This is a genomic window from Blastococcus sp. LR1 (genome assembly GCF_020166105.1).
Lineage (GTDB): Bacteria > Actinomycetota > Actinomycetes > Mycobacteriales > Geodermatophilaceae > Blastococcus.
Map to the genome: position 1 here is coordinate 468,737 of NZ_JAIUJY010000004.1, position 22,162 is coordinate 490,898.

Below are 22,162 nucleotides of genomic sequence, written 5' to 3' on the forward strand. Positions count from 1 at the left end.
GACGCCCCATGGTGAGCCAGGATGCCGCCGGCGCGGCACCATGAGCCGGTGATCATCGGGGTCGGGATCGACGTGGTGCCGGTCGAGCGGTTCGCTGGATCGCTGACCCGGACGCCGGGGCTGCGCGACCGGCTGTTCACCGCCGCCGAGCAGGTGACGCCGTCGGGCAACCCGCGCACCGGGGAGTCCCTGGCCGCCCGGTTCGCGGCCAAGGAGGCGCTGGCCAAGGCACTCGGCGCTCCCGGTGACCTGCACTGGCACGACGCCGAGGTGACCGTCGGCGAGCACGGCCGGCCGCACCTTGAGGTCCGCGGCTCGGTCGCCGGCCGCGCCGCGCAGCTGGGCGTCACCTCCTGGCACGTCTCGCTGAGCCACGACGGCGGGATCGCCTCGGCGGTCGTCGTCGCCGAGGGCCTCGGGCGGGCGGACGCGTGATCGGGCTGCACACGGCCGCCGAGGTCCGGGCCGCGGAGGAGCCGCTGCTGGCCGCACTTCCCGACGGCGCGCTGATGCAGCGGGCCGCCACCGGACTGGGCGCCGTGTGCCTTCGGCTGCTCGGGCGCCCCTACGGCGCGGGCGTCGTCCTGCTGGTCGGCGCGGGCAACAACGGCGGCGACGCCCTGTACGCCGGAGCCCTCCTCGCCGGGCGGGGAGCGCGGGTCACCGCCGTCCTGCTGAGCCCTGACCGTGCGCACCCCGGAGGTCTGGCCGCTCTGCGGCGGGCGGGTGGTCGCGCCGTCTCACCGGACGACGTCGGACCGCTCCTGGACCGGGCCGACCTCGTGCTCGACGGCATCGTCGGCATCGGGGGAACCGGCGGCCTGCGGGAACCGGCGGCGGCGCTCGTCGGGCGGGCCGCGGCGAGCCCGGCGCTCATGGTCGCCGTCGACGTGCCGAGCGGTGTCGACGCCGACACCGGCGACGTCCTGGGCGACGCCTTCCCGGCGACGCACACCGTCACCTTCGGCGCGGTCAAGCCCGGCCTGGTCGTGGGCGACGGACGGGCGCACGCCGGCGAGGTGCACCTGGTCGACATCGGGCTGGCCGACCACCTGCGCCCCGCCCGCACCCACCAGCTCACCGACGACGACGTCGCGGCGCGGCTGCCCGTCCCCGAGGCCGGTGACGACAAGTACTCCCAGGGCGTCGTGGGGATCGTCGCCGGGTCGGCGACCTATCCCGGAGCCGGAGTGCTCTGCACCGGCGCCGCGCTGCGCACCCGGCCGGGGCTGGTCCGCTACGCGGGAACGGCGGCCGACGGCGTGCGGGCGGCGTGGCCCGAGGCGATCGTCACCGACGGCCGGCCGTCCGACGCGGGGCGGGTGCAGTCGTGGGTGGTCGGCCCGGGCATGGGCACCGACGACGACGCGCGCAGCGTGCTCGCCGAGATCCTGGCCACCGACCTCCCTGTGCTCGTCGACGCGGACGCGCTCACCCTGCTCGCCCGCGAGCCGGACCTGGTTCGCGGCCGGAAGGCGCCCACGGTGCTGACCCCGCACGACCGGGAGTTCGCCAGGTTCGGGAACGAGGTCGGCGCCGACCGCATCGGTGCGGCCCGGCGGCTGGCTGACGAGCTGGGCGCCGTCGTCCTCCTCAAGGGCGAGGCCACGGTGGTCGCGGACCCGGACGGCACCGCCTTCGTCAACGCGACCGGCACGCCGTGGCTGGCGACGGCCGGCACCGGCGACGTGCTCTCCGGCATCGCGGGGGCACTGCTGGCCACCGGCCTCCCGGCGGTCGAAGCCGCGGCCGTGGCCGCGCACCTGCACGGCCGTGCCGGGCAGCTCGCCTCCGCCGGCGGACCGCTGATCGCCGGCGATCTCGTGCGGCACCTGCCCGAGGCGATCGGCCGGGTGCGCGGGGTGCGTCCGGCGGGCCTGCCAGACTCGGGGACGTGACGAACGGGACCGGTGCCGAGGTGGTCGTCGACCTCGATGCGATCGCGGCCAACACCGCCGTGCTGCGCGAGCGGGTGGACCGGCCGCTGATGGCGGTCGTGAAGGCCGACGGCTACGGCCACGGCCTGGTGCCGGCGGCCCGCGCCGCCCTGGCCGGCGGTGCCGACTCCCTCGGCGTCGCCGTTCTGGCGGAGGGCCTGGCGCTGCGTGCCGCCGGGGTCACCGCGCCGGTGCTGACCTGGCTGAACGGTCCGGGCGCCGACTTCGCCGCCGCGCTCACCGCCGACCTCGAGGTCTCGGTGAACGCGGTCTGGGGCCTGTCCGAGGTGGTCGCCGCCGCGCGGGCAACGGGGCGCCCGGCGCGGCTGCACCTGTTCGTCGACACCGGCCTCTCCCGGGAGGGCGCGACGATGAGCGAGTGGCCGGAGCTGGTCGCCGCCGCGGCCCGGGCCCAGGCCGACGGCGACGTCACGGTCGTGGGGCTCTGGAGCCACATGGCCTACGCCGACGCCCCGACCCACCCCACGATCGGCGCCCAGGTGCGGGTCTTCGAGGAGGCGGTGGGCATCGCCCGCGCCGCCGGCCTCACCGATGCGCGCAGGCATCTCGCCAACTCGGCGGCCACCGTCGCGCTGCCCGAGACCTGGTTCGACCTGGTGCGGCCCGGGATCGCCGTCTACGGCCTGGACCCGCTGGGCGGGAACGCCGCGGACCACGGGTTGCGGCCGGCCATGACGGTGCGGGCGCAGGTGGCGCTGACCAAGCGGGTGCCGGGCGGGGCCGGGGTGTCGTACGGGCACACCTACACGACTGCAGGAGAGACGACGCTGGCACTGGTGCCGGTCGGGTACGCCGACGGGGTGCCGCGGGCGGGCGGCAACTGCGCGCCGGTGCTGGCCGCCGGTGCGCAGCGGAGGATCGCCGGCCGGGTCTGCATGGACCAGTTCGTCCTCGACGTCGGGAACGCCGCGGTCGCGCCGGGGGACGAGGTCGTCCTCTGGGGCCCGGGCGACGGCGGTGAGCCGACCGCGCAGCAGTGGGCCGACGCCGTCGGCACCATCCACTACGAGCTGGTCACCCGGATCGGGGGCCGGTTCGCCCGCCGCTACGTCGGCTCGGCGGGGGCGGTCTGATGGCCCGCGAGCCGAAGCCCGCGTCCAAGCACCCGAAGGCGCACACCGCCGGTCTCGTCGGCGGTCTGCTCGGTCTGGCCGCGGCGGGAACCGCCGCGGGGGTCGCCGTCAGCAAGATCGCTGCCCGCCGCGTGCGCGCCGCCGAGCTGGGGCCGGCCGCGGAGCTGCCGGAGAACCTCACCGGGAGCCAGCTGCGCCAGGTCGACCCCCTCGGCCTCGAGACGCGGGCGCCGGACCGCACCGCGCTGGTGCAGACCGACGACGGCGTGCTGCTCGCGGTGGAGGAGATCGGGCCCCGGGACGCCCCGCTGACCGTCGTCTTCGTGCACGGCTACACGCTGTCGATGGCCTCCTGGGCGTTCCAGCGGCGCACCCTGGGGCAGGAGCTCGCGACCGAGAACGGGCACCGCCCGCAGGCGCGGCTGGTGTTCTACGACCAGCGCGGGCACGGCGCCTCCGGCCGCGGGAAGCCGGAGAACTCGACGATCGAGCAGGCAGCCCGTGACCTGCAGACGGTGCTCGACGCCCGGGTGCCGCGGGGACCGGTCGTCCTCGTCGGCCACTCGATGGGCGGCATGACGATCATGGGCCTGGCGGCGCTGCGGCCGGAGCTGTTCGGGAGCCGGATCGTGGGCGCCGCGCTGGTGGCCACCTCCAGCGGCAACCTCGCCGACCTGAACTTCGGCCTGCCCGACGTGCTCACCCGCGTGCGCGCCACGGTCCTGCCGGTCGCCGCGTGGACGATGCGGCACCGTCCCGGGTTCGCCGAGCGCACCCGCCGGGTGGCCGCCGAGCTCGTGTCGATCGCGACGCGGTCGCTGTCCTTCGGCTCCTCCGACGTCGATCCGGCGCTGGGGCGCTACGTGGACGCGATGATCGCCGGCACCCCGGTCGAGGTGATCGCGGAGTTCTACCCGGCGATCGCCGGCCTGGACCACACCGGTTCGCTGGAGCCGCTGCGCGCGGTGCCGACGCTGGTGCTCACCGGCGATCGCGACAAGCTGATCCCGAAGGAGCACAGCGACCTGATCGTGGAGCAGCTCGGGCGGGCGGGGGAGAACGCTGTCGAGTACGTGGTGCTCGAGGGTGCGGGGCACATGGTGCAGCTGGAGCGGCCGGATGAGGTCGACCGGGCGCTCACGGCGCTGCTGCGCCGCGTCGGCGCGGGGAAGCCGCGGAGGGCGGCCCGGTGAGCCAGGTCGGCACCGACTCCGACGCCGGTACCGTCGCCGCCGCCGCAGCGGCCGCCCCTGACTGGACGTCGCTCGCTGCTGCGGCGCGCACCTGCGTGGCGTGCCCGGAGCTGGCCGCGGCCCGGCAGCACGTCGTCGTCGGTGACGTGCCGCCGTCCGGACGGCCACGGCTGGTGCTGGTCGGCGAAGCTCCCGGAGCGACCGAGGACGAGACCGGCCGACCGTTCGTCGGGAAGTCCGGCGCGCTGCTGGACCTGCTGCTCGCCGAGGCCGGACTGGACCGTGCCGAGGCCGCGGTGCTGAACGTGGTGAAGTGCCGGCCGCCGGGCAACCGCACGCCGAAGGCCGCGGAGGTCGCCCGGTGCAGCGGATGGCTGCGGCGGCAGCTGGACCTGCTCGGCGCGCCGGTCGTCGTCGCGCTGGGGCTGTCGTCGGCCAAGTGGTTTCTCGGCCCGCGCACCGTCCTCGGCGCCGTCCGCGGCCGCCCGCACGAGATCGAGGGCCGCGCGGTGTGGGCGACCTACCACCCCTCGGCGGCGATCCGGTTCGGCCCGAACGGGGCGCCGCGGGCCGGGCTGCTCGCCGACCTCACCGCCGTCGCCGCGACCCTGGAGGGAGCCGCGTGAACCGCGAGCACGTGCTGACCACGCTCGCCGACACCCACGCACTGGGGCGGCAGCTGGCCGAGGCCGCCCGCCCCGGAGACCTGCTCGTCCTGGTCGGACCGCTGGGTGCCGGCAAGACGGCGCTCACGCAGGGGATCGGCGCCGGGCTCGGTGTCCGGGAGCCGGTCACGTCGCCGACGTTCGTCATCGCGCGCGTGCACCGCGACGGACGGCTCCCGCTGGTGCACGTCGACGCGTACCGGCTCGGTGGGCACGCCGACGTCGACGACCTGGACCTCGACGCCTCGACCGAGGAGTCGGTGACCGTCGTCGAGTGGGGGCAGGGCCTGGTCGAGCAGCTGGCCGACGAGCACCTGGAGGTCCGGCTGGACCGGCGCGAGGACGACGTCCGCACCGCCGTCCTGGTGCCGCACGGACCGGGCTGGGAGCAGCGGCTCGCCTGACCGGGCTCAGTTGCGGAAGACCACCAGCCGCAGCATGACGAAGTTGACCGCAGTGCCGATGCCCTGCGAGATCGCCCAGGCCAGGGTGATCCGCCAGGAGCTCTCGGGGAGCGCGGCGAGCGCCAGGGCGTTGACCGCGAGGATCACCACGAAGGTCGTGCCGTAGAGGATGGCGAAGCCGACCGCTTGCCCGTGCCCGCCGGTGGCGTTGAAGGTCCACCGGCGGTTGAGGAAGTACGCCGTCGTGGTGCCGGCGGCGAAGCTGAGCGCCCGGGCGGCGTACGTCGGGAGCCCGAGGTGCAGCGCCAGGGTGTAGACGCCGAGGTCGACCAGTGCGCTGAACCCACCCACCACGGCGAAGCGGGCGAGCTGACCGAACAACCCGGGAGCGCCGGAGCCGGCACTGCCTGACATCCGCGACCACGTCCTCTCCGGCGGCACAGGTGTCCGCAGCTGCGGGCCAGCCTGCCGCACCCGCGCAGCTGCCCGCTCCCCGGGTGCGCCGGGCCGTCGCGGCGGGGCGACTAACCTGGCGTCCCGTGCTCGTCCTCGCGCTCGACACCGCCACCCCCACCCTCGTCGCAGGGCTCGCGCGGTGGACGCCGGACGGGGGCACCGAGGTGCTCGCCGAGCGGGCCGTCCCGTCGGGGACCAAGCACGCCGAGCTGCTGACGCCGGCCATCCGGGACGCCCTCGCCGACGCCGGGCTGTCGCTGGCCGACGTCGAGGCGGTGGTCACCGGTCTCGGGCCGGGTCCGTTCACCGGACTGCGGGTCGGCGTGGTCACCGCCGCCGCGATCGCCGACGCCCGCGGACTGCCCGTCGTCGGCGTCTGCTCGCTGGACGCCGTCGGCTCGGGCCCGCGCACGGTGGTCACCGACGCGCGCCGCAAGGAGGTCTACTGGGCCACCTACGACGCCGACGGCTCGCGCACCGACGGCCCCGCCGTGGTCCGGCCCGAGGAGCTCGGGCTGCCCGGCCCCTTCACCGGTGACCCGGCCTTCGCCGAGCGGCTGGGTGCCGAGGTGACGAGGGCCGACGTGACGACCGCCGGTCTGCTCCGGGCCGCGGCGGCGCAGCTGGCCGATCCGTCGTCCGCCGCTCCGCTGGTGCCCCTGTACCTGCGCCGCCCCGACGCGGTGCCGCCGACGTCGATCAAGGCCGTGACGCAGTGACCCGGCTGCGGCCGATGCGGCTGGCGGACATCCCCGCGGTGATGGTGCTGGAGGAGGAGCTCTTCGCCCCCGACACCTGGACCGCGGCGATGTACCGCGAGGAGCTCTCGCTGGCCGACACCCGGCACTACCTGGTGGCCGAGGACGCCGGCGTCGTCGTCGGGTACGCCGGGCTGATCGCCTACGCCGACGAGGCGCACGTGGCGACCATCGGCGTCACAGGTTCGCGCCAGGGGGAGGGTGTCGGAGCGCAGCTGCTCGACGCCTTGCTCGCCGAGGCTGACCGGCGGCGCAGCCCGGTGGTGCTGCTCGAGGTGCGCGCGGACAACGAACTGGCCCAGGGGCTGTACCGGCGGCGCGGGTTCGCCGAGATCGGCCGGCGGCCGAAGTACTACCAACCGAGCGGCACGGACGCCGTCGTGATGCAGAGGGAGCGTGCTCGTGGCTGACGAACCGATCGTCCTGGGGTTCGAGACCTCGTGCGACGAGACCGGCGTGGGCATCGTCCGCGGGCACACCCTGCTCGCCGATGCCCTGGCGACGTCGATGGCCGAGCACGAGCGGTTCGGTGGGGTGGTGCCGGAGATCGCCTCGCGGGCGCACCTCGAGGCGATGGTGCCGACCGTGCACCGGGCGCTGGCCGAGGCCGGGCTCCAGGCCTCCGACATCGACGCCGTCGCCGTGACCAGCGGGCCCGGGCTGACCGGCGCGCTGCTGGTCGGGGTCGCCGCGGCCAAGGCCTACGCGATGGCGCTGGACAAGCCGCTGTACGGCGTCAACCACCTGGCCGCGCACGTCGCCGTCGACGAGCTGCAGCACGGTCCGCTGGCCGAGCCCTCGATCGCGATGCTGGTCTCCGGCGGGCACAGCTCGCTGCTGCTGGTGCCCGACCTCGCGCAGGAGGTCCAGTCGCTCGGCCGCACCATCGACGACGCGGCGGGGGAGGCCTTCGACAAGGTCGCGCGCGTGCTCGGCCTGCCGTTCCCGGGTGGCCCGCCGATCGACCGCGCCGCCCGCGACGGCGACCCCGAGGCGATCGCGTTCCCGCGTGGGCTGACGGGTCGGCACGACCCGATCTACGACTTCTCGTTCTCCGGGCTGAAGACCGCCGTCGCGCGATGGATCGAGGCACGCGAACGAGCGGGGGAGCCGGTGCCGGTGGCCGACGTCGCCGCGTCGTTCCAGGAGGCGGTGGCCGATGTCCTGACCGCCAAGGCGGTGCGCGCGTGCAAGGACCACGGCGTCGACCATCTCGTGCTCGGCGGGGGAGTGGCGGCCAACTCGCGGCTGCGCGCGCTCGCCGAGGAGCGGTGCGCCGCGGCCGGGATCGTCCTGCGCGTGCCCAGCCCGAAGCTCTGCACCGACAACGGGGCGATGGTGGCCGCGCTGGGCTCGCGGCTGGTGGCCGCGGGCGTGGCGCCGTCGGCGCCGGACCTGGGTGCGGACAGCTCGCTGCCCATCGAGACGGTGAGCCGCTAGCGACGGTCCTTCTCCCGCCGCTGACCGCTACTCGCCGCAGCCTGCGCCCGAGCTGATGGCGACGACCTCGCTGCCGGTCTCCATGTCGAAGGTGAACGTCATGTTCCAGAGGTCGCCCGACGAGTACCGGTAGTAGGTGCCGCCGTAGTCCTCGCCCAGTTCCCCGTCCGGGACAGCGGCCATCACGTCGTCGAGGCTCGACCCCAGCCCGAGCCCGTCGGTGGTGCGCAGCCCCTGGCGGTCGGCGCCGGTCTTGATCTCCCAGTACTCCCAGCCGACGACCGACGGCTCCTCGGCGTACGCGGGGTAGCCGGTCATGTCGTCGAGGACCAGGACGGTCAGGTTGCCCCAGGTGTAGCGCTTCCCGGCCGGCGCCCCCATCTCGCACATCGCGTCGGTGGCCACGTCGTCGGGCGGGCCCAGCCGGTCGGTGAGGAAGCGGACGGCGTCGTCCTCCGGTGCGGGCGGCTCCAGGCCCACGATCCCCCCGCCGTAGTCGAGCGTGACCGGCTGCCGTCGCGGCTTCGGCGCCGGCGGCGGGGAGAGCCGGACGGTGGTGTCGGTGAGGGCCGTTCCCGACGTCATCTGGCCGAGCAGTTCGCCGATCAGCTCGTAGTAGGCGACCGCCAGGCGTGGGATCTCGACGATCTTGCTCATCTTCGCGAGCAGCTTCAGGCGGCCCTGGATCGACTCGACGCGGCCTCCGAAGCGCTGCCAGTCGGACCGCACGTCGACCTGCTGGACGCCCTGCTCCAGCGCGACCACCTGCTCGGCCAGGGAGCCGACCTTGCCGGGATCACCCGCGACGTCCATGACGCAGTCCCAGGCCGTCTGGGCGATCCTCCGAATGCCGTCGAGCCCGTCCGGGACCTGGCCGATCCACTCCAGCGCCTTGCTGCACTTCGCCAGCGCGACGAACGCCACCAGGCTGCTGGTGCTGCCCTGGCCCAGGTCGGCCAGCGTCGTGATCAGGTCGACCAGGATCGCGGTCGCGGGCACCGCGGACAGGATGTGCGCGACCACGTCGCCGCCGTCGGCGGGCCGGTCGAAGCCCACGGTCATCTCCTGGCCGGGGGCGAGCATGACGATGTCGCGCCCGCCGCCGAGGCCGGTCCGCACGAACTCCCGGACGACGTCGCTCTGCCCGTCCACCCAGGCGTACGCGACGCCGGTGGGAACGACGATCTCCTGCGTCACCCCCCGGTTGTTGCGGAGTCGCACCTCCGCCCGTTCCCGGCCGCCGTCGGTGTTCGGGGCGAGGCAGGTGTGGACGACGTCGAGCGCCGGGGCCTCGAGCTTGGCCCACGGCGGCGCGCCGTCGGCACAGCGTGGCGGGTCGAACCGCACGCCGAGCCCGCGCCCCACTCCGCCCACGACCTCCCCGAACCAGGCTCGCGGGTCGAAGCGCCCGCCCTGGTGGGGCGAGAAGAGCTCGCGCTCGGCGTCAGCGACACCGCCGGGATCGCCGACGGCCACGGGATACCAGCCGACCTCGGGATCGTGCCGGAGCACCAGGGGGATCTCGTCGGGCTGGACGCTCTGCGAGCCGTCTCCCGCAGGGAAGGCGATGACCAGAGGCCCGGACAGATCCCCGTCCACGGTGATGTCGGTGACGGGTCCGACCGGCGTCAGCGCTCCGCGGCCCCATGCCCGGCCAGGGGGGGCCACGGTGCCTTCCTGCAGCAGCAGCGACGTGCTGGACGTGCCGTCCGCCGCCTCCGCGGTCACCTGGAGGCCGGTGCCGTTGTCGACCTCGACGGCGGCGCCGAGCTTCCAGGTGCCCCAGCCGCTGCCGGTCTCCTCCGGCTCTGCGGGTGGGGCGCTGCAGGCGGTCAGGAAGACGGCCAGCAGGGCGGCGCATGCCGTCCTGCTGGTCCTGGAGCGTCGTCTCTGCACAGGCCGGCCCCCCGCGTGCGGTCGTGGGGGCAGGCTAGGGGAGGGCCGTCCTGCGTGGGGCGTCCCCGTTCGTGAGGTCTTTCCTCAGGTCGCGACGTCGCAGAGCAGGGCTGTCGGAGCTCCGGCGACCCGGGTGACCACCACGGTCGCCGTGCCGCGCGCGTCGGTGCGCAGCTGCTTCGCGATCGACTCCGGCTCGATCGCCGAGCCGCGCTTCTTCACCACCACCCGGCCGACGCCGCGCTCGCGCAGCAGCGCCTTGAGCTTCTTGAGGTTGAACGGCAGCACCTCATCGACCCGGTGGGAGCTCACGTACGGGCTGTCGGCCTCGGCATCGGAGGTCAGGTAGGCGATCGTCGGGTCGACGAGAGTCGCGCCGAGGTCCGCGGCCACCAGCGAGACCAGTCCCGAGCGGATGACGGCGGGGTCCGGCTCGTGCAGCCAGCCCCGGACCGGTCCGGCCTCGGCGTGGCCGGGATCGGAGTCGGCGGTCAGCTCGTGCGCGACGCCGTCGCGGAACACGGTCGCCCTGCGCCAGGTCTCGGAGACCGCCGGCCCCCACAGCAGGGCCTCGACGATCGAGCCGCCGACCGACACCCACTCCGACTCGATGCCCTCGGGCACGCGGTCGTGGTCGAGCCCGGGGGCGACCTTGACCACCGAGGTCGGCACCTTCCTCAGCAGCTCGACGACCGTCGACCACGGGGGCGACCACGTGTCGGGGTCCAGCTGCCGCTTGCCGCCGGCCCGCCGAGCGGGATCGAGGACGGCGGCGCCGCAGCCCGCCACCTCGCCGCCGCGCGCCGCGGCCACCAGTTCGACGGCGTCGCCCGCGACGACCCACACGTCGTCGACGCCAAGAGCTTCGACGTTCAGCGCGGTCAGCTCACGGGCCACCGGGTCGACGTCGACGGCCAGCACGCGGGCGCCGGCGCGGGCGAGCGCGATGGTGTCGGTGCCGGCCGCGCACCCGAGGTCGGCCACGGAGTCCGCGCCCCCGGCCAGCAGGCGCACCGCGCGCCGGGCGGCGAGCTCCGGGCGGCCGGCCTGCTCGAGGGTGTCGGAGGTGAACAGCATCCGGTCGGCGTCGGCACCGAACGTGGCGCGGGCCTTCTGGCGCTGGCGGGCGATGCCCCAGGCCGGCCCGGCGAGGGCCGCGCCGAACTCGGCGCGCAGCCGGCTCAGAGCGGCGACGGCGTCGACCCGCTCGTCCAGGAGCACCGCCGCCCGCGACAGCGCGGCCGCGCCCTCGGGCGTCGCCAGCGCCTGCAGCTGGCGCACCGTCTCGGCGGTCTGCTCCTCGGGTTCCCGGTCCACGGTCACAGCGTGGCGTACGGACCGGCGCGCTCTCTCGTCACCCACCCCGGGGACCAGGTTGAGCGGCTGGCACTCTCGTAGGTAGAGTGCCAATGCGACACGGGCTGGCGCCCGACCCCCGCGACGGCGGGTGCCCGGATCCCGTGCCACAGCATCAGCACCACCGCAGTACCGCACCACCATCCACCAGCCGTCCGACACCGAAGGGGGCGTCACCGACGTGACGACCGCTACCAAGGTCAGCATCAAGCCGCTGGAGGACCGCGTCGTGGTCCAGGCCAACGAGGCCGAGACCACCACCGCCTCCGGTCTGGTCATCCCGGACACCGCCAAGGAGAAGCCCCAGGAGGGCACCGTTGTCGCCGTCGGCCCCGGCCGCATCGACGACAACGGCAACCGCGTTCCGCTCGACGTGAACGTCGGCGACGTGGTCATCTACTCGAAGTACGGCGGCACCGAGGTCAAGTACGCCGGTCAGGACTACCTCGTCCTCTCCGCGCGTGACCTGCTCGCCGTCGTGGAGAAGTAGAAGGACCTCGTCCTCCTCATCCCTCGCGAGCTCGGGACGAGCCTCCGAACGAGGCCGTTCCAGCACGTCGGGTGCTCCACCAGTAAGTCCTTCGACCGCCCCGGGCGACCCGAACTCGGGTCCCGGGGCGGTCGCCTTTCCACGCTTTCCTGATCGAGAGGCTCCTTCATGGCCAAGATCATCAAGTTCAACGAGGACGCCCGCCGGGCCCTCGAGCGCGGTGTCGACAAGCTCGCCGACGCCGTCAAGGTGACGATCGGCCCGCGTGGCCGCAACGTCGTCCTCGACAAGAAGTTCGGCGCGCCGACCATCACCAACGACGGCGTCACCATCGCCCGTGAGGTCGAGCTCGACGACCCCTACGAGAACCTCGGCGCGCAGCTGGCGAAGAGCGTCGCCACCAAGACCAACGACGTCGCCGGTGACGGCACGACCACCGCCACCGTGCTCGCCCAGGCGCTGGTCCACGAGGGCATGCGCAACGTCGCCGCCGGCGCCAGCCCGCTGGGTCTCGGCCGCGGCATGCGCGCCGCCGTCGACGCCGTGCACGCCGCTCTCGACGCCGCCGCCCTCCCGGTGGAGAAGCGCGAGGCCATCGCCGGCGTCGCCACCATCTCCGCCCAGGACGCCGAGGTCGGCGACCTGATCGGCGAGGCGATGGAGCGCGTCGGCAAGGACGGCGTCATCACCGTCGAGGAGAGCAACACCCTGCACACCGAGCTCGACGTCACCGAGGGCGTCCAGTTCGACAAGGGCTACCTCTCGCCGTACTTCGTCACCGACCAGGAGGCCATGGAGGCCGTCCTGGACGACGCCCTCCTCCTGCTGGTGAGCGGCAAGGTCGGCGCGCTGGCCGAGCTGCTCCCGCTGCTGGAGAAGGTGCTCTCGACCGGTGGCCGCCCGCTGCTGATCGTCGCCGAGGACGTCGAGGGCGAGGCCCTGTCGACCCTGGTCGTCAACTCGATCCGCAAGACCATCAAGGTCGTCGCGGTGAAGGCGCCCTACTTCGGTGACCGCCGCAAGGCGTTCATGACCGACCTCGCCGTCGTCACCGGTGGCCAGGTCGTGACCGAGGACGTCGGCCTCAAGCTCGACCAGGTCGGCCTCGAGGTGCTCGGCACCGCCCGTCGCGTCACCGTGACCAAGGACGCCACCACGATCGTCGACGGCGGCGGCACGTCGGAGGCCATCGCCGACCGCGTGGCGCAGATCCGCCGCGAGATCGACGCCACCGACTCCGACTGGGACCGCGAGAAGCTCCAGGAGCGCCTCGCGAAGCTGGCCGGCGGCATCGGCGTCATCCGGGTCGGCGCGGCCACCGAGGTCGAGCTCAAGGAGCGCAAGCACCGCATCGAGGACGCCATCGCGGCCACCCGCGCGGCGGTCGAGGAGGGTGTGATCCCCGGCGGCGGCTCCGCGCTGGTGCACGCCGCCTCGGCGATCGACGCCCTCTCGCTCGAGGGCGACGAGCTGACCGGTGCCCGCGCGGTGCGCGCGGCGCTGGACGCCCCGATGGTGCAGATCGCGGAGAACGCGGGCTTCGAGGGCCGCGTCGTCGTCGCCAAGGTGCGCGAGGCCGGCGCCGGTCAAGGCTTCAACGCCGCGACCGGCGAGTACGGCGACCTGACCGCCCAGGGCGTCATCGACCCGGTCAAGGTCACCAAGGCCGCGCTGGGCAACGCCGTCTCGATCGCGGCGATGATCCTCACGACCGACTCCGCCGTCGTCGAGGCTCCCGAGGAGCAGCACGACCACGCCGGGGGCGGCAACCACACCCACGGCCACTCGCACGGCGGGCACGGCCACAGCCACTGACTCCGCTGATGATCAGCTGAGCTGATCGTCAGGCGTCCTGACTCACCGTCGATGGTGAGCCAGGACGCGCAGTGGTGAGCCAGGACGGCGCATAGCACGCGAAAGGGCCCGGTCCAGAACTTCTGGACCGGGCCCTTTCGTTCGTTCAGGTGGGGGTCAGACCCCCGCGGCGACGGCAGCCGGCTCGGCGGCGATCAGCCGGGTCCGCTCCTCCTCGCTCATACCGCCCCAGACGCCGTACGGCTCACGGACGGCCAGGGCGTGCTTGAGGCAGGCCTCCACGACCGGGCACCGCGCGCAGACGGCTTTGGCCGCGGTCTGCCGCCGCGCCCGCGCCGGACCGCGCTCACCGTCCGGGTGGAAGAAGAGGGACGTGTTCTCGCCACGGCATGCGCCGTGGAGCTGCCAGTCCCAGACCTCGGCGACGGGCGTCGGGAGTCTGCGGATGTCGGCCATGTCTCCTCCAGGACTCGATCGAGCCGGAGAAGGGCTGTCCGGCTGCAAGGGGCCGGGTGCCCTCGCGGTCCCACCGTCAAACACGGCGGATTCGCAACTTTTGGGGATGGGTCCTGCGTCACGCCTGTTCGAGGGCGCTCACCCCCGGGGGTGAGGGCGTCTGTCGGAGCCCCCCGGAGTCGATCAAGGTTGATCCGGGTCGCGCCGACGACCGGGTGGGGGAGTTGCCCGGATCCGGTGCGCGACCCGCGCAGAGGTGGCGGGCTCCCGGACGGGAGCCCTCCACCCGAGCGGCAGCCGGCCGGGCCTCCCGGTCGGTCGGGGGACCCCGGCGCAGGCCGGAGGAGTGAGGAGCCAGGCGTGATCGAGGACAGGATGCGTGCCCCGGTGCACGGCGCGACCGTGTGGGTCTACGACGAGCGGCGACGGGTCCGTGACGACGTCGCCTCGCGCCTGGTCGCCCTGCCCTTCGTCGGCCGGGTCGAGGTCGTCGGCGACGGGCAGTCGCTGATGTCCCGCCTGGCGACGCGTCGGCCCGACGTGCTCGTCGTCGGCACCCAGCGTGCGGTCGACACCGGCCTCTCGGCGGCCACCCAGGCGCTGCGGGCCAACCCGGGCCTCCCGGTGCTGGTGCTCGGCGCCCCCGATGACGCCGAGAGCGTGCGGGCCGCCGTCGCCTTCGGTGCCCGCGGCTACCTCCGCTGGGACGCCACCCCCATCGAGATGGGCCTCGGCCTCTCCCGCGTGGGCCTGCGTGCCGACGGCCGCATCCCGATGCAGCAGGCGCCCCAGCCGGCGATGGCCTGGAGCGGTGCGGCCCCGCTGGCGGGCTCCGCGCCCACCACGGTGCGGTCGACGGTCCGCGAGGCCACCCCCTCGCCCGCGCTCTCCATGCGCGAGATGCAGGTGCTGACCGGCATGAGCCAGGGCAAGAGCAACGCCCAGATCGGCCGCGAGCTCTACCTGTCCGAGGACACCATCAAGACCCACGCGCGCCGGCTGTTCCGCAAGCTGGGTGCGAAGGACCGCGCCGAGGCGGTCGCGCTCGGCTTCCGCCGCGGCATCATGGCGTAGCCCTCCTCCAGATACGCGAGAGCGGGGCCCTCCGGCGACGGATGGCCCCGCTTTCGCGTATCTCGACGACGATGTGCTCAGTCGTCGCGGGCGTGCCGGCCGGTGCGCCGGCCGCTGGGCTCGTCGCGCTCGGCCAGCGCGGCGACGCCGTCGGCGTAGCCACTGGCGTAGTCCCAGCTGACGTAGTCGTCGGGGTTCGGCTCGAACGGCGGCTCGTGCCGGCCGGTCTCGCCCTCCTCGAGCAGCTGGCGCAGGTTGGCCTGCATCAGAGCCCAGTCGACGTGGTGCTCTTCCTCGCAGTCGGGGCAGTCCACGACGATGCCCTTGATGCCCGTGGGCTCCAGCAGGGTGCGGAAGACCTCGAGCTCGGCGAGGTCGTCGAGCACCCCGGCGCGCTCCTCCATCGTCAGCGGAGGGGGAGTGGGACGGTCGGAACCGAAGTCGGGCCCGAAGGCGTCGTCGAACGGGGACACGCTCCACACGGTAGCCGCCGCACAGCCGGAAGGTCGGCCCCTTCTCCCCGCCGCCTACGATCAGGGGAGGTTCGCCGGCCCTGTGTCCCGGGGCGGCGGCCGGGAACAGTCCCCGATCTGCCCCGAAGGGTGGCCGCGCACATGCAGCCCGACGACCGTGCCATGGAGCTGCCGGCGAAGTTCGCCCGCCTCGGCCTGACCTACGACGACGTCCTGCTCGTCCCCGGGGCGTCCGACGTCGTCCCGTCCGAGGTGGACACCAGCAGCCGCGTCACCCGCCGCATCACCCTGGCCGTTCCGCTGCTCTCCAGCGCGATGGACACCGTGACCGAGGCCCGCATGGCGATCGCCATGGCCCGCGTGGGCGGCATGGGCGTGCTGCACCGCAACCTCTCCGCCGAGGAGCAGGCCGGCCAGGTGGACCTGGTGAAGCGGTCCGAGGCCGGCATGGTCACCAACCCGGTCACCTGCTCGCCGGACAACACCCTGGCCGAGGTCGACGCGCTGTCCGCGCGCTACCGCATCTCCGGTGCCCCTGTGGTCGACGCCGACGGCGTCCTGCTGGGCATCGTCACCAACCGCGACATGCGCTTCGAGACCGACTTCAACCGCCTGGTCCGCGACGTCATGACGCCGATGCCGCTGGTGACCGCGCCGGTGGGCGTGGACGCCGACACCGCGCTGGGCCTGCTGTCGAAGCACAAGATCGAGAAGCTGCCACTGGTCGACGACGCCGGCCGGCTGCGCGGCCTGATCACCGTCAAGGACTTCGTCAAGCGCGACCAGTTCCCGCTCAGCACCAAGGACGCCGACGGCCGCCTCGTGGTCGGCGCCGCCCTCGGTGTCGGCGAGGACGCGTTCAAGCGCGCCGGGCTGCTGGTCGAGGCCGGCGTCGACGTGCTCGTCGTCGACACCGCCCACGGCCACCAGCGCGCGGTGCTCGAGATGGTCGCCCGCGTGAAGAAGGAGTTCGGCGGCGACAACGGTGTCGAGATCGTCGGCGGCAACATCGCCACCCGCGCCGGTGCGCAGGCGCTGGTCGACGCCGGCGTGGACGCGGTGAAGGTCGGCGTCGGGCCGGGCTCCATCTGCACCACCCGCGTGGTCGCCGGCGTCGGCGTCCCGCAGATCACCGCCATCTACGAAGCCTGGCTCGCGGCCGGCCCGGCCGGCATCCCGGTCATCGCCGACGGCGGTCTGCAGTACTCCGGTGACATCGCCAAGGCGATGGTCGCGGGCGCGGACACCGTGATGATCGGTGGCCTGTTCGCCGGCGTCGAGGAGGCGCCGGGCGAGCTGGTCTTCATGAACGGCAAGCAGTTCAAGACCTACCGCGGCATGGGCTCGCTGGGCGCGATGCAGAAGCGCGGCAACCAATCGTTCAGCCGCGACCGGTACTTCGCCGACGACGTCCTCTCCGACGACAAGCTCGTTCCCGAGGGCATCGAGGGCCAGGTGCCCTACCGGGGCTCGCTGTCCGGCGTCGCTCACCAGCTCGTCGGTGGACTGCAGGCCTCGATGGGCTACGCCGGCGCGGCGACGATCACCGACCTCAAGGAGCGCGGTCAGCTGACCCGCATCACGTCGGCGGGCCTGGTGGAGAGCCACCCGCATGACATCCAGATGACCGTCGAGGCCCCCAACTACCGGAGTCGCTGAGCATGAGCGTGCGTGACACCGTCGAGATCGGGCTGAACCGCTTCGCCCGCCGCGGCTACGACCTGGACGAGGTCTCCATCGTCCCGTCGCGCCGGACCCGGGACGTCGACGACGTCTCGACCGCCTGGCAGATCGACGCCTTCCGGTTCGACATCCCGCTGATCACCAGCCCGAGCGACGCCGTCGTCAGCCCGGCCACCGCGATCGCGGTCGGCCAGGCCGGTGGGCTCGGCGTGCTCAACGGCGAGGGCCTCTGGACCCGCTACGAGGACCCGACGCCGGTCTACCGGGAGATCGCCGCGGCCTCGGCCCATGGCGCCCCGCCGGTCTCGCTGCTGCAGAAGGTCTACGCCGAGCCGGTGAAGACCGACCTCATCGCCGCGCGCATCAAGGAGATGAGCGAGGGCGGGGTGACCACCGCGATCCGGGTCTCCCCGCAGCACACCCAGCAGCTCGCGCCCGCCGCGCTGTCGGCAGGGGTGGACCTGCTGGTCATCCAGGGCACGATCGTCTCCGCCGAGCACGTGACCTCCACCGGTGAGGCGCTGAACCTCAAGGAGTTCATCGCCGACCTCGACGTCCCGGTCATCGTCGGCGGTGCCGCCAACTACACGACCGCGCTGCACCTGATGCGCACCGGCGCGGCCGGCGTGATCGTCGGCGTCGGGGCCGACACCTACTCGACCACCGACGCCGTCATGGGCATCCGCGTGCCGCTGGCCAGCGCGATCGCCGACGCCGCCGCGGCCCGCCGCGACTACCTCGACGAGACCGGCGGCCGGTACGTGCACGTCATCGCCAACGGCGCGATCGAGACCAGCGGTGGCATCGCCCGCGCGCTGGCCTGCGGTGCCGACGCCGTGCAGCTGGGCGAGCCGCTCCGCGTCGCCGCCGAGGCGCCCGCAGGCGGTGTCTGGTGGGACTCGGTCGCCGCGCACCCGCGGCTTCCCCGCGGCGCCACCTCGGCCCCGGTCGAGCCCTCCGGGTCGCTGGCGGACGTGCTGAACGGCGCCGCCGAGTCCGCCGACGGCCGCACCAACCTCTTCGGCGCCCTCGCCCGGACGATGGCCAAGACCGGCTACCGGGACCTCAAGGAGTTCCAGCGCGTCGACCTCGTGATCGGCGGCTGAGCTCCGTCATGGTCATGGACTTCCCGACCGTCCTCGTCGTCGACTTCGGCGCCCAGTACGCCCAGCTGATCGCCCGGCGGATCCGCGAGGCCGGCGTCTACTCCGAGCTCGTCTCCTCGGAGGTGCCGGTCGAGGAGATCCTCGCGCGCAAGCCGGCGGCGATCGTGCTCTCCGGCGGCCCGTCCAGCGTCTACGCGCCGGGAGCTCCGAAGGTCGACCCGACGCTGTTCGAGGCCGGCGTCCCGGCCTTCGGCATCTGTTACGGCTTCCAGGCGATGGCCGACTCCCTCGGCGGCACCGTCGCGCGCACGGGCGACCGCGAGTACGGCGGCACGCCGCTGACCGTCACGACCGAGGGGCGGCTGTTCGGCTCGCTGCCTGTCGAGCAGAACGTCTGGATGAGCCACGGCGACGCCGTCAGCGAGGCGCCCCCCGGGTTCACGGTCACCGCCACCTCCACCGGCGCTCCCGTCGCGGCGTTCGAGGACGTCGACCGCCGGCTGGCCGGCGTGCAGTTCCACCCCGAGGTGAAGCACACCGCGCACGGGCAGACGGTGCTCGAGCACTTCCTGTTCGAGATCGCGGGCCTCGAGCGCAGCTGGACGATGAGCAACGTCGTCGACGAGCAGGTCGCGCTCATCCGCGAGCAGATCGGCGACCGCCGGGCGATCTGCGGCCTCTCCGGCGGCGTCGACTCCGCCGTCGCCGCGGCGCTGGTCCAGCGGGCGATCGGCGACAAGCTCACCTGCGTCTACGTCGACCACGGGCTGATGCGCGAGGGCGAGACCGAGCAGATCGAGCGGGACTTCGTCGCCGTGACGGGCGCGGACCTGCGGGTGGTCGACGCCAGCGAGCAGTTCCTCGCAGCACTCGCCGGGGTCAGCGACCCGGAGCAGAAGCGGAAGATCATCGGCCGCGAGTTCATCCGGGTGTTCGAGCAGGCGGCCCTCGACGTCGTCGCCGACGCCCAGGCGCACGGCGAGACCGTCGACTTCCTCGTGCAGGGCACGCTCTACCCCGACGTCGTCGAGTCCGGTGGCGGCAGCGGGACGGCGAACATCAAGAGCCACCACAACGTGGGCGGCCTGCCCGAGGACCTGCAGTTCACCCTCGTCGAGCCGCTGCGCACGCTGTTCAAGGACGAGGTGCGCGAGGTCGGCCGGCAACTCGGCCTGCCCGACACCCTCGTGCAGCGCCAGCCCTTCCCGGGCCCGGGCCTCGGAATCCGCATCGTCGGCGAGGTGACCCGCGAGCGGCTGGACGTGCTGCGCAAGGCCGACCTGATCGCCCGCGAGGAGCTCTCGGCAGCCAAGCTCGACACCGAGATCTGGCAGTGCCCGGTCGTGCTGCTGGCCGACGTCCGCTCGGTCGGCGTGCAGGGCGACGGGCGCACCTACGGGCACCCGATCGTGCTGCGGCCGGTGTCCAGCGAGGACGCCATGACGGCGGACTGGACGCGGCTGCCCTACGACGTGCTGGCGAAGATCTCCACGCGGATCACGAACGAGGTCGAAGAGGTCAACCGCGTCGTCCTCGACGTCACCAGCAAGCCGCCGGGCACCATCGAGTGGGAATAGAAGGACCCTCCTGCCCCCCACCCGCTCGCTGACGCTCCCGGGCGGGGCCCTGCAGGAGGGCCGTTCCATCGCGTCACCTCGCCGACCTCCGCTTCGCTCCGGCCGGCATCACCTCACGGCGTGGGCGTCGGGGGGCGGGGTGCCGTACACCTCCGGATCGCGTTCCGGTGCGGTCTCGGTGGTGAGGTCCGCGGCCTCGATCCGGTCCCAGCGGAACCATCGCGGTGCCTGCCGGTCCTGGCACCAGGCGATCAGGTACCAGCGGTCCCCGGTGCGGGCGAGCAGGTGCGGCTCCACCCGGCGTCGGGACACCGTGCCCTCCCCGTCGCGGTAGCGGATGGCCACCACCCTGCGGCGCAGCAGTGCCTCCTCCACCACCGCGGCCGGGCCGGGCCGCCCCCGGCCACCCCGCACCCAGACCCGGCCGCCGAGTCGCTCGGCCTCCTTCCGCGCCGCGGGGCCCATCACGTCCATGACCTTCTCCAGCGCTGCCCGGCCGTCCGCGGCGAACGGCGCGTCCGTCGCGCCGGCGAGCGCCACGGCCACCGCCACGGCCTGCGCCGGAGTGAGGTTCACCGGGGGGAGCGTTGCGGCGGAATCCAGCACGTAGCCACCGCGCGGTCCCGCCGTGGCCCAGATCGGGACGCCGGCCTGCTGCAACGCCGAGATGTCGCGCTTGATCGTGCGCGGTGACACCTCGAGCCACTCCGCCAGCCGCTGAGCGGTCCGGCCGCGTCCACCGGCTCGGCGCAGCTCCTCGGACACGGCATGCAGCCGGTCGGTGCGATTCACGTCGAGATCGTGACAGAGACGGTGACAGGACGATGTCACCGGCGGCGCGAGATGGTCCGTCCATGACTCAGATCGCCCTCTTCCACTCCGTCCTCGGCGTCCGCCCGGGGATCCTCGACGCCGCCGAGCGGCTGCGCGCCGCCGGCCACGAGGTGGGGGTCGTCGACCAGTACGACGGGCTGGTCTTCGACGGATACGCCGAGGCCGGCGCGCACGTCGAGCGGATCGGATTCCCGGCGCTCATGGCCGCGGCTCTCGCGGGCGTCGCGGACCTCTCGGACGGCTTCGTGGCTGCCGGCTTCTCCAACGGCGCCGGCATGGCGGAGTACGTGGCCACGCAGCGGCGCTGCGCTGGGCTGGTGATGTTCTCCGGCGCTCTGCCACTGGCCGTGCTGGGCGTCAGCACGTGGCCGGACGGGGTGCCGGTGCAGCTCCACGTCGCCAAGGGTGACCCGCTGCGCAACGAGGAGTGGGACGAGGCGTTCCTGGCCGACGTCGGCGCGGCCGGTGCGCCGGTCGAGGTGTTCGAGTACCCGGTGACCGGCCACCTCTTCACCGACCCGAGCCTCCCCGCCGAGTTCGATGCTGCCGCGACGGAGCAGTTGTGGTCGCGCACGCTGGACTTCTGCGCCCGCACCGCCCTCAGCCGGTCGTGAACTGCAGCCCGTGTCCGTCGGGAGCGGTCAGGGTCAGGTGGTCGCGGGCGATGCGGACCGCGCCGCCCTGACGGAGCACGTCGAGGACGTGCCCGTCCTGCTCGGCGGTCTCGGGTGCGCAGTCGCCGTCGGCGACGAGGTCGGCGGTCACCAGCCGCTCGTCGGTGACTCGCCAGGTTCCGCGCACCGGGCGGCACCCGGTCGTCCCCGAGAACGTGCCGTCTGGCCGGAGCTCCAGTTCCGCGGCCTGCATCGGGGACGACGCCATGTCGCGCGTGGCGAGCGCCGTCAGCTGCCAGCGTCCGGCCAGGTCGGCGTCCTCGACCGGAGGGCGCGGGACCAGGCGCACGTCTACACCGCCGCCGCTGACGAGCAGCGCCTCGCCGTCGCGGGCGAGCCGGACGTCGTCGGCCGTGAGTGCGCCCACGTAGAGCCGTTCGAGCTCGGCGATCTCGGGAGCGCAGCCGATCAGCGTCTGGGCCAGGTCCTCGACCACCAGGCGGTCGCCCTCGATCCGGTAGGCCTGCGCGCCGAAGCCATTGCAGAAGGCGCGACCGCTCAGGCGGTCGTCGAGGGTCAGCGTGCCGTCGGTGCCCGGCGGGACGGGCACGACCTCGCCGTCCCGACGGAGCTCGGTGACCACCCACTCGCCGCGCACGTCGCCCGGCTCCTGGGCCGGCGGGGACCCGCCGGTCGAGCCTCCGCCGCAGGCGGCGACGGCGAGCACCACTCCGAGCAGCAGCACGGTCCGGGTCATGTCCTCCTGACGTCCGGGGCGGCGACACGGTTCCGGACGACGAGAGGGCCCGGGGAGCGATCGCTCCCCGGGCCCTGACCCGCT

23 protein-coding genes are annotated in these 22,162 nt (G+C 73.9%); 16 read left to right on the forward strand and 7 right to left on the reverse strand.

What is annotated here, in order from left to right; translation table 11 throughout:
* Window positions 1-48: 48 nt before the first annotated feature.
* The 6 genes from LBW97_RS14270 to tsaE are packed head-to-tail and all read left to right on the forward strand — an operon-like array spanning window position 49 to window position 5,293.
* Window positions 49-435 carry a holo-ACP synthase gene (locus LBW97_RS14270; protein ID WP_224500010.1) on the forward strand — a complete coding sequence of 129 codons (387 nt, stop codon included), beginning with the start codon at window positions 49-51 and terminating at the stop codon, window positions 433-435.
* A complete protein-coding gene (locus LBW97_RS14275) occupies window positions 432-1,898 on the forward strand; it encodes an NAD(P)H-hydrate dehydratase (protein WP_224500011.1) in 1,467 nt (488 codons plus the stop codon). The genes LBW97_RS14270 and LBW97_RS14275 overlap by 4 nt, the downstream gene beginning before the upstream one ends.
* Window positions 1,895-3,031: an alanine racemase gene (gene alr / locus LBW97_RS14280; RefSeq protein WP_224500012.1), complete on the forward strand. Its 1,137-nt coding sequence runs from the start codon at window positions 1,895-1,897 to the stop codon at window positions 3,029-3,031. The genes LBW97_RS14275 and alr overlap by 4 nt, the downstream gene beginning before the upstream one ends.
* The gene (locus LBW97_RS14285; RefSeq protein WP_224500013.1) at window positions 3,031-4,224 is read left to right on the forward strand and encodes an alpha/beta fold hydrolase; all 1,194 of its coding nucleotides are present in this window, start codon (window positions 3,031-3,033) and stop codon (window positions 4,222-4,224) included. Before alr ends, LBW97_RS14285 begins: the two co-directional genes overlap by 1 nt.
* On the forward strand, window positions 4,221-4,850 hold the full coding sequence (locus tag LBW97_RS14290; RefSeq protein WP_224500014.1) for a uracil-DNA glycosylase: 630 nt from the start codon (window positions 4,221-4,223) through the stop codon (window positions 4,848-4,850). The genes LBW97_RS14285 and LBW97_RS14290 overlap by 4 nt, the downstream gene beginning before the upstream one ends.
* Window positions 4,847-5,293 (forward strand): tRNA (adenosine(37)-N6)-threonylcarbamoyltransferase complex ATPase subunit type 1 TsaE, encoded by a 447-nt coding sequence (tsaE, locus tag LBW97_RS14295; protein WP_224500015.1) that lies wholly within the window; start codon window positions 4,847-4,849, stop codon window positions 5,291-5,293. Before LBW97_RS14290 ends, tsaE begins: the two co-directional genes overlap by 4 nt.
* A 6-nt stretch (window positions 5,294-5,299) precedes the next feature.
* Here tsaE and LBW97_RS14300 read toward each other — a convergent pair whose 3' ends face one another.
* Window positions 5,300-5,707 carry a GtrA family protein gene (locus LBW97_RS14300; RefSeq protein WP_224500016.1) on the reverse strand — a complete coding sequence of 136 codons (408 nt, stop codon included), beginning with the start codon at window positions 5,705-5,707 and terminating at the stop codon, window positions 5,300-5,302.
* Between the two features lie 29 nt (window positions 5,708-5,736).
* Between LBW97_RS14300 and tsaB the strand changes: the two genes are divergently transcribed.
* Genes tsaB through tsaD form a run of 3 tightly spaced genes read left to right on the forward strand, consistent with a single transcriptional unit; the run spans window position 5,737 to window position 7,947 of the window.
* Complete coding sequence (gene tsaB, locus LBW97_RS14305) at window positions 5,737-6,468, forward strand: tRNA (adenosine(37)-N6)-threonylcarbamoyltransferase complex dimerization subunit type 1 TsaB (RefSeq protein WP_224500017.1); 732 nt, start codon at window positions 5,737-5,739, stop codon at window positions 6,466-6,468.
* Entirely contained in the window at window positions 6,465-6,917 is a 453-nt protein-coding gene (rimI, locus tag LBW97_RS14310; RefSeq protein WP_224500018.1) for a ribosomal protein S18-alanine N-acetyltransferase, read from the forward strand. The genes tsaB and rimI overlap by 4 nt, the downstream gene beginning before the upstream one ends.
* Window positions 6,910-7,947 carry a tRNA (adenosine(37)-N6)-threonylcarbamoyltransferase complex transferase subunit TsaD gene (gene tsaD, locus LBW97_RS14315; RefSeq protein ID WP_224500019.1) on the forward strand — a complete coding sequence of 346 codons (1,038 nt, stop codon included), beginning with the start codon at window positions 6,910-6,912 and terminating at the stop codon, window positions 7,945-7,947. The genes rimI and tsaD overlap by 8 nt, the downstream gene beginning before the upstream one ends.
* A 27-nt stretch (window positions 7,948-7,974) precedes the next feature.
* On the opposite strand, the gene LBW97_RS14320 is transcribed toward tsaD, so the two are convergent.
* On the reverse strand, window positions 7,975-9,843 hold the full coding sequence (locus tag LBW97_RS14320) for a hypothetical protein (RefSeq protein ID WP_224500020.1): 1,869 nt from the start codon (window positions 9,841-9,843) through the stop codon (window positions 7,975-7,977).
* A gap of 84 nt (window positions 9,844-9,927) precedes the next feature.
* Window positions 9,928-11,160: a class I SAM-dependent methyltransferase gene (locus LBW97_RS14325; RefSeq protein WP_224500021.1), complete on the reverse strand. Its 1,233-nt coding sequence runs from the start codon at window positions 11,158-11,160 to the stop codon at window positions 9,928-9,930.
* Window positions 11,161-11,380: 220 nt separating this feature from the next.
* Here LBW97_RS14325 and groES point away from each other — a divergent pair, with 220 nt between their 5' ends.
* Entirely contained in the window at window positions 11,381-11,689 is a 309-nt protein-coding gene (gene groES / locus LBW97_RS14330) for a co-chaperone GroES (RefSeq protein WP_163205087.1), read from the forward strand.
* 168 nt (window positions 11,690-11,857) lie between these two features.
* The gene (gene groL, locus LBW97_RS14335) at window positions 11,858-13,504 is read left to right on the forward strand and encodes a chaperonin GroEL (RefSeq protein ID WP_224500022.1); all 1,647 of its coding nucleotides are present in this window, start codon (window positions 11,858-11,860) and stop codon (window positions 13,502-13,504) included.
* Between the two features lie 156 nt (window positions 13,505-13,660).
* Here the strand turns inward: groL and LBW97_RS14340 are convergent, their stop codons facing one another.
* Window positions 13,661-13,960 (reverse strand): WhiB family transcriptional regulator, encoded by a 300-nt coding sequence (locus LBW97_RS14340; protein ID WP_104523745.1) that lies wholly within the window; start codon window positions 13,958-13,960, stop codon window positions 13,661-13,663.
* Between the two features lie 375 nt (window positions 13,961-14,335).
* Between LBW97_RS14340 and LBW97_RS14345 the strand changes: the two genes are divergently transcribed.
* The gene (locus tag LBW97_RS14345; RefSeq protein ID WP_255601196.1) at window positions 14,336-15,034 is read left to right on the forward strand and encodes a response regulator transcription factor; all 699 of its coding nucleotides are present in this window, start codon (window positions 14,336-14,338) and stop codon (window positions 15,032-15,034) included.
* Between the two features lie 77 nt (window positions 15,035-15,111).
* On the opposite strand, the gene LBW97_RS14350 is transcribed toward LBW97_RS14345, so the two are convergent.
* A complete protein-coding gene (locus LBW97_RS14350; protein WP_224500024.1) occupies window positions 15,112-15,507 on the reverse strand; it encodes a DUF5319 family protein in 396 nt (131 codons plus the stop codon).
* Window positions 15,508-15,648: 141 nt separating this feature from the next.
* Between LBW97_RS14350 and guaB the strand changes: the two genes are divergently transcribed.
* The 3 genes from guaB to guaA are packed head-to-tail and all read left to right on the forward strand — an operon-like array spanning window position 15,649 to window position 19,873.
* Window positions 15,649-17,166 carry an IMP dehydrogenase gene (gene guaB / locus LBW97_RS14355; protein WP_224500025.1) on the forward strand — a complete coding sequence of 506 codons (1,518 nt, stop codon included), beginning with the start codon at window positions 15,649-15,651 and terminating at the stop codon, window positions 17,164-17,166.
* Between the two features lie 2 nt (window positions 17,167-17,168).
* The gene (locus tag LBW97_RS14360; RefSeq protein WP_224500026.1) at window positions 17,169-18,296 is read left to right on the forward strand and encodes a GuaB3 family IMP dehydrogenase-related protein; all 1,128 of its coding nucleotides are present in this window, start codon (window positions 17,169-17,171) and stop codon (window positions 18,294-18,296) included.
* Window positions 18,297-18,304: 8 nt separating this feature from the next.
* Window positions 18,305-19,873 (forward strand): glutamine-hydrolyzing GMP synthase, encoded by a 1,569-nt coding sequence (guaA, locus tag LBW97_RS14365; protein ID WP_374489997.1) that lies wholly within the window; start codon window positions 18,305-18,307, stop codon window positions 19,871-19,873.
* Between the two features lie 108 nt (window positions 19,874-19,981).
* On the opposite strand, the gene LBW97_RS14370 is transcribed toward guaA, so the two are convergent.
* The gene (locus LBW97_RS14370; RefSeq protein ID WP_224500028.1) at window positions 19,982-20,665 is read right to left on the reverse strand and encodes a YafY family protein; all 684 of its coding nucleotides are present in this window, start codon (window positions 20,663-20,665) and stop codon (window positions 19,982-19,984) included.
* A 62-nt stretch (window positions 20,666-20,727) separates the two neighbouring features.
* On the opposite strand from LBW97_RS14370, the gene LBW97_RS14375 reads away from it, so the two are divergent.
* A complete protein-coding gene (locus LBW97_RS14375) occupies window positions 20,728-21,321 on the forward strand; it encodes a dienelactone hydrolase family protein (protein WP_224500029.1) in 594 nt (197 codons plus the stop codon).
* On the opposite strand, the gene LBW97_RS14380 is transcribed toward LBW97_RS14375, so the two are convergent.
* Window positions 21,308-22,078, reverse strand: coding sequence for an META domain-containing protein (locus LBW97_RS14380; protein ID WP_224500030.1), 771 nt, complete (start codon window positions 22,076-22,078; stop codon window positions 21,308-21,310). The two genes, LBW97_RS14375 and LBW97_RS14380, sit on opposite strands and share 14 nt — an antisense overlap.
* Window positions 22,079-22,162: the final 84 nt, after the last annotated feature.

Bases quoted from the DNA above. Each gene is read 5' to 3' on its own strand.
- LBW97_RS14285 (WP_224500013.1), top strand. From the start codon at position 3,031: ATGGCCCGCGAGCCGAAGCCCGCGTCCAAGCACCCGAAGGCGCACACC.
- LBW97_RS14300 (WP_224500016.1), bottom strand. From the start codon at position 5,707: ATGTCAGGCAGTGCCGGCTCCGGCGCTCCCGGGTTGTTCGGTCAGCTC.
- groL (WP_224500022.1), top strand. From the start codon at position 11,858: ATGGCCAAGATCATCAAGTTCAACGAGGACGCCCGCCGGGCCCTCGAG.
- LBW97_RS14340 (WP_104523745.1), bottom strand. From the start codon at position 13,960: ATGGCCGACATCCGCAGACTCCCGACGCCCGTCGCCGAGGTCTGGGAC.
- LBW97_RS14345 (WP_255601196.1), top strand. From the start codon at position 14,336: ATGCGTGCCCCGGTGCACGGCGCGACCGTGTGGGTCTACGACGAGCGG.
- guaB (WP_224500025.1), top strand. From the start codon at position 15,649: ATGCAGCCCGACGACCGTGCCATGGAGCTGCCGGCGAAGTTCGCCCGC.
- LBW97_RS14360 (WP_224500026.1), top strand. From the start codon at position 17,169: ATGAGCGTGCGTGACACCGTCGAGATCGGGCTGAACCGCTTCGCCCGC.
- guaA (WP_374489997.1), top strand. From the start codon at position 18,305: ATGGTCATGGACTTCCCGACCGTCCTCGTCGTCGACTTCGGCGCCCAG.
- LBW97_RS14375 (WP_224500029.1), top strand. From the start codon at position 20,728: ATGACTCAGATCGCCCTCTTCCACTCCGTCCTCGGCGTCCGCCCGGGG.
- LBW97_RS14380 (WP_224500030.1), bottom strand. From the start codon at position 22,078: ATGACCCGGACCGTGCTGCTGCTCGGAGTGGTGCTCGCCGTCGCCGCC.